Raw genomic sequence first — 5,705 nt, 5'->3', positions numbered from 1 at the left:
GCCGCGGCTTCGGCGTCCTTGCCGGTCAGGTAGCCGGGCTCGCCGAGCTGGGCGGCCAGCCAGGCGGCCTCCAGTTCGGAGGCGCCGGGCAGGTCGCGCAGCGCCGACAGCGGCACGTGCACGTGCACGTGGGTGTCAGCGCCGGCCCGGCCGGGCACCATCTTGGCCCGGATCAGCAGCTCACAGCCCTCCTGCAGGGCGTCGTGGAAGCGCTGCTGCTCGGTGCGGTGGTCTTCCGGCCCGCGCTTCTTGCCCAGTGCCTCCAGCACCGCCCGGACCGCGGCCGCGCACTCGGGGGTCAGCCCGCCGCGCAGGCACGCCGCGCCGCCGAACGTGAAGCCCAGCTGCACGAACCGGTCATCGAACCCGTCGTCGTCATCGGGGTCGGGCCGCTGGGAGCGCCACTTCTCCAGCGCGTAGGCCGCGATCAGCTTCAGGTCATCCAGGTCCGCGCCCGCCGCCGCGGCCTGCAGGAGGATCTGCTCGGTCTCGCCCCGCAGCTCACTGGGGAGCTTGCGGATCCACTCGGCCATCTCGCGGCCCAGCGACTCTGAGATCTGGCCTCCTGCCAGCGCGTCCTGAATGCCGGGGTGCTCGCCGAGCCGGCGCATCCGCTTGACATCCGCCCGGGCGTCCCGCAGCGTCATCCTCGTCTTGGCCGCCAGCCAGGACGCCGAGGTGGGATACCCGTCCGCGTCATGGGCGCCGGCCGCGTCGAACCGGCGCAGCAAAGCGGCGTGCGCGGCGGTGAACTTCGCCCGGATCTCCCCCAGCGACACCAGCACCTCCCCCAGCGCCGCGGCCTCCGCCCACGCCCCGCCCGGGCCGTTAAGGTAATCCAGGCCCGCGTGCACCAGCCGCAGCGCCTCACCGATATCGCCGGGCGACCGGTCATCTGCACCGCACATCCTGGATCACCTCCTGCCTGGTATAGCCTACTTAAACGTACTGATGTTCTAACTTCCAGATTAGCACCCGCATTCTGGTAGCACAACATGAAAAACAAGATCATCTAAAAAATTCAAAAAAGGGAGAGGATTGCATAGCAGAGGCGGCCCGATGCTTTAGGGAATTGCGGGAAGTACGGATAGGAATATCCCATGTCCGCCTGCAGGCCCGGGCACGGGACCGGACGGAGTGGTGGGACGGCGCCGGCGCCGGGGCCGGGGCCGGGGCTGGGGCCTTACCGGGATATCGACCGGACACGGGCCGACGTCTCACCCGGCTAAACGGTTGACGCGCTACGCGGTGCGCTGAACCGCTACCGCGGCGGGCCTCCTTCGCCCACGCTTGAGGCGTGGGCGAAGATCTCGGCTTCGGCGGCGAGGTCGCCGGGTTCTACCACCAGTACCGGCGCGGCTACCCGGCGGCCGTGATCGACATGCTCACCGGCGCGTTCGGCCTGACCGGCGACGATCTTGTCATCGACCTTGGCTGCGGGACCGGGCAGCTCACCTTGCCGATCGCCCGCCGGGTGCGGGCCGTCGCCGGAGTGGACCCCGAGCCGGACATGCTGGCCCGCGCCAGGCAAGCCGCCACCGAACAGGGTGTCACGAACGTTAGCTGGCTGCTCGGCGCCGACACCGACATCCCCGCATTCGCGGCGCTGCTCGGCGGCCGCCGCGCCGGGGCGGTCACGATCGCGCAGGCCCTGCACTGGATGCGCTACCGCGAGCTGATCCTCGCGCTCGTCCCGCTGCTGCGCCCGGGCGGCGGGATCGCGGTGGTCACCAACGGCACACCGATGTGGCTGCAGGACAGTGCCTGGTCACGGGCGCTGCGCGGCTTCCTCTACCAGTGGCAGGGCAGCAGCCCCAGCAACGCCTGCGGCACCGACGACGCCAGCCAGCAGCGCTACCGCGACGCGATCACCGAAGCCGGGCTTGACGTAACCGAGATCCGCTACGACTACACCGACGAACTCGACTTCGACCACCTTGTCGGCGGCGTCTACTCCGCGCTGTCAGTCCAGCGGCTGCCCCCGCCGGGCCAGCGGGCCGCCTTCGCTGACGAGATCCGCCGCGCCGTCACCCCGCACGCGCCGTTCGTCGAGCCCGTTCCCGTGCGAATGCTGATCGGGCGCGTGCCGGGCCAACCGGACGTGTGTTAGCGTGCGAGCGTGGCCGGTAGCGAAGCGCGGGCGACCTCATTCGGCCAGGTGGCCGACGACTACGACCGGGTGCGGCCCGGTCCGCCGGAAGCGGCGCTCGACTGGCTGGTACCCGAGAACTGCGAGGTCGCGGTGGACCTCGCCGCCGGCACGGGGCTTTTCACCCGGGCGCTGCAACGCAGGAGCAGGCAGGTCATCGCCGTCGAGCCCGACGACCGGATGCGCGCCGTGCTGGCGGACCGGTCGCCAGGCGTCCGCGCCGTCGCGGGCCGGGGCGAGGACATCCCGGTTCCTGACGCGAGCGCGGACGGGGTGTTCGTGTCGTCGGCGTGGCACTGGCTAGATCATGGCCAGGCCGTTCCCGAGATCGCCAGGGTGCTGCGTGACGGCGGCCGCCTGGGAGTGATCTGGACGAGCCGGGACCGCCGGGTGGACTGGATCGCCGAACTCGACCGGCTCCGCGGGCCGTACGCCGTCCGGCCGGGCGAGGACGCCAGACCACGCCCGCACCGCGGGCGGGAGGTCATGCTGCCGGAGAACGCGCCGTTCGAGAACATCGCCAGCGCGTCGTTCACGTTCACCAGGATGATGACGGTCGACGACGCCGTCGACTGGATGGCCACCTACAGCGGCGTCATCACGGCACCCGCCGGGGAACGGGCAGCAGGGCTGGCCCGCGCGCGCGAAGCGCTGCGGCAGCGGGCCGACGGGGACGGGCTGGTCGAGTTCCCGATGCGGTCGTCCTGCTGGCGGGCCGACCGTGTCCCCCGTCCCGCATAGCGCCGTTCAACCCGCTTCCGCGTCGTTATGTTTCGTATCAGATATGATACGAGAGCTATCGACCGGGGAAGGGCGACGCCGATGCCTGAAAGCGCGGACGTGACCCAAGGGCTGAACCGTCCTGAACTGGTGCGCGTGCTTGAGTCGGCGGCGCGCCTTCAGGCTGTCGTCCCCGACGTCATCCTGGTCGGCGGTTCGCCCGCGGCGCCGTGGGCCAGCCATCGCACGTCGTTCGATCACGACCAGGTGCTGGCGGACCTGAACGTGCGCTTCGACACCGTCCTTGAGGCGATTGAGGCAGCAGAAGGATGGGTCACCAACAGGGTTACCCCAGGGAAGGTCATTCTCGGCGAGCTTGGCGGCATCGAGTCCGGCGTCCGCCAGCTCATCCGGAGCAGGCCGCTCGAGGTTACCGAGGTTGAGTTGCCTTCCGGGCACAAGCTGCGCGTACCCACACCGGAGGAGACCCTGCGGATCAAGGGTTACCTGATCGTCCGGCGGAACCAGGTCCGGGACTATCTCGACGTGGCCGCCCTGTCCGACCGGTACGGGATCCCGCATTCCGGGCAAGTCCTCGCCCGCATCGACCAGTACTACACCGACCAGCGCGGCCCTGAGGCGGAGGGCGTCGCAACGCAGCTCGCCCGCCAGCTCGCCGATCCCCGTCCAGCCGATGAGCGGACGATCAGGCAGCTGGGCAGCTATAAGAGCCTCGACGCGCGCTGGACCAGCTGGGAAACTGTTGTCGGCGTGTGCCGGTCACTGGCCGTGGAGATGACACGATGAGCGCGCTGAGGTTCCGGAACATCACCGCCTCCGTCGACGATCCCGTCGAGACCTGGCCCTTCGAGGGCATCCTCGCCGCGGTGGAGCGCGGCACGCTGCCCGACTGGCGGCGGCTGGCCGCCGCTATCCGCGCCGACCCGTGGGGACCGGTCGCGCAGCAGGTCCTTGAGGCACTCGGAATATCACGGCCCTACGGCACCAGCGAGCTGCTGACAACCGTCATCGAGCGGGCCCGCCAAGACGCCGCCGACGCCGAGCGTGACGAGGTCGCGGGCGAGATACGCGACCTCGTCGGCCGGTCCGGCCTGTCGCAGCAGGACTTCGCACTCCGGCTCGGCACCTCCCGTCCGCGCCTATCCACTTACATGTCAGGCAAGGTCACGCCATCTGCCTCCCTCATGCTCCGGATGCGACGGGTCGCCGCCCAGGCGCAAGCCAAGGACGGGTGACGGCGGGCGGGCGTCAGTCGGCGGGGCCGGTGGCGAGGACGACCGTTGCCGTATGAGTCTGGCCGGAGACATCCTGCCAGCCGATGCTGACCCGGGCGCCGGGATGGTACGGCTCCAGCAGTGCCTGTATGCCGGATGGGGAGGTCACGGCGTGGCCGTTGACCGAGACGATGACGTCGCCGGGCACGAGGCCCGCCCTGGCGGCGGGCAGTCCCGCCATGACGCCGAGGACCAGCGCCTCGGTCCGGGAGGTGAAGGGCACCGGGTACTCGGCGACCTCGACGCCCAGGAAGCCGGTGGCGCCGACGTGGACCGTTGCCGAGGCGCGGCCCGCCGCGATCTGCCTGGCGGCCGAGACCGCCTGGCCGATCGGTATCGCGAAAGCCGCTGTAACGCTGGGCTGGCTGGACTGGAACTGATACGCCGAGGAGGCCGCGGTGTCCAGGCCGATCACGGTTCCGGCGGTGGTGAGCAACGGCCCGCCGGAGTCTCCGGACTGCAGCGGCACGTTCGTCTGGATCAGCCCGGTTAGCTGCTCGGAGGTGTGCTCTGCCTCATTGGTGGCGGTGATCGCCTCGTTCAGGCCGGTGACCTTGCCGGTGGCGACCGACGGGGTGCCGCCCTTGCCCCCGGCGTTGCCCAGGGCGATGACCGCCTCGCCGACCGTGACCTTCGATGACAGGCCCAGCGTGACGGTCTTCAGCCCGGACGCCCCCTGCGCCTGCAGCACGGCGATGTCGGCGGACTGGTCGTAGCCGACCACGGTCGCCGTGTAGGTGCGGCCGTTGCCCACGTCGGTGACCTTGACCGCGGTGGCGCCGTCGATCACGTGATTATTGGTCAGCACCTCACCTGAGCTTGTCAGCACCAGCCCGGTGCCCTCCGAGATCGCGTTCTGGTACCCCAGGGTGGCGACCACGTCGACCAGCCCGGGGTCGACCGCGGCGGCGACCGCGGACGTGCGCGACACCGGCTTGGGCGGCGCGGCCGGCGTGGTGCTCAGCGCCAGGCCGGTGCCGAGCGCGGCGGCCAGCACGAGCACGACGCAGGCTGCCGTGATGGCCAGGGTTCGACGGCGGCGCGGCCGGCGGACCGGCCCGCCTGGCTCGTTCCCTGCCCCGCCGTCACCGCCCGGCCCGCCGGGGGGCCGCCAGGGCATGGGCGGCGGCTGTTCTCCTGACGCCGGAACTGGCGGACCGTAGATGGTGCTCACCGGATCCGCCTCCCTCCACGTGGAATGATCAAGCTGCGCTATTTGAGGCCAAGGCTGCCTGGTGTCTGGCAAGTACGGCTGTCCCCCCGCTGATGCCGCATGGTTTGCCGTCGCTGCTCTTTCCTAAAGGTGAATCACCACATCGTCGCTGGCCAGGGGCGAACAGCCCGGCACGACGGGGCTTACGACCCAGAAGGTGAGACCGGCTGCGGGAGCGAAGAAACGGCGGTCCCTGCACGCCGGGAGAAATGGCGGGAAAGCAGAAAAGAAAGACGGGCTGCGCGGGCACTGGGGGGCCCTGGGGCCCTGCCGCATTGCGCTTACCGCTGTCAGCCCCGGATGTACACCGGCGTGCCCGGCGTCGGGA

The 5,705-nt window shown here is 70.4% G+C and carries 6 protein-coding genes; 4 read left to right on the top strand and 2 right to left on the bottom strand.

What is annotated here, in order from left to right:
• Window positions 1–908, bottom strand: a 908-nt coding sequence (locus tag Q1N79_RS23280; RefSeq protein ID WP_300612402.1) for a DUF222 domain-containing protein, incomplete at its 3' end; no start/stop codon positions are given.
• Window positions 909–1,297: 389 nt separating this feature from the next.
• Between Q1N79_RS23280 and Q1N79_RS23275 the strand changes: the two genes are divergently transcribed.
• From Q1N79_RS23275 to Q1N79_RS23260, 4 genes are all read left to right on the top strand, one after another.
• On the top strand, window positions 1,298–2,110 hold the full coding sequence (locus Q1N79_RS23275; protein WP_300612400.1) for a class I SAM-dependent methyltransferase: 813 nt from the start codon (window positions 1,298–1,300) through the stop codon (window positions 2,108–2,110).
• 9 nt (window positions 2,111–2,119) lie between these two features.
• The gene (locus Q1N79_RS23270) at window positions 2,120–2,890 is read left to right on the top strand and encodes a class I SAM-dependent methyltransferase (RefSeq protein WP_300612398.1); all 771 of its coding nucleotides are present in this window, start codon (window positions 2,120–2,122) and stop codon (window positions 2,888–2,890) included.
• Window positions 2,891–2,971: 81 nt separating this feature from the next.
• Complete coding sequence (locus tag Q1N79_RS23265; protein ID WP_300612396.1) at window positions 2,972–3,676, top strand: hypothetical protein; 705 nt, start codon at window positions 2,972–2,974, stop codon at window positions 3,674–3,676.
• Entirely contained in the window at window positions 3,673–4,125 is a 453-nt protein-coding gene (locus tag Q1N79_RS23260) for a helix-turn-helix transcriptional regulator (RefSeq protein WP_300612394.1), read from the top strand. Before Q1N79_RS23265 ends, Q1N79_RS23260 begins: the two co-directional genes overlap by 4 nt.
• 13 nt (window positions 4,126–4,138) lie before the next feature.
• On the opposite strand, the gene Q1N79_RS23255 is transcribed toward Q1N79_RS23260, so the two are convergent.
• Window positions 4,139–5,338 carry a trypsin-like peptidase domain-containing protein gene (locus tag Q1N79_RS23255; protein ID WP_300612392.1) on the bottom strand — a complete coding sequence of 400 codons (1,200 nt, stop codon included), beginning with the start codon at window positions 5,336–5,338 and terminating at the stop codon, window positions 4,139–4,141.
• Between the last annotated feature and the right edge of the window lie 367 nt (window positions 5,339–5,705).

It is taken from the genome of Trebonia sp. (assembly GCF_030042015.1).
Taxonomy (GTDB): Bacteria; Actinomycetota; Actinomycetes; order Streptosporangiales; family Streptosporangiaceae; genus Trebonia.
This window is presented reverse-complemented; position numbering and strand designations above follow the sequence as displayed.

Bases quoted from the DNA above. Each gene is read 5' to 3' on its own strand.
- Q1N79_RS23265 (WP_300612396.1), top strand. From the start codon at position 2,972: ATGCCTGAAAGCGCGGACGTGACCCAAGGGCTGAACCGTCCTGAACTG.
- Q1N79_RS23260 (WP_300612394.1), top strand. From the start codon at position 3,673: ATGAGCGCGCTGAGGTTCCGGAACATCACCGCCTCCGTCGACGATCCC.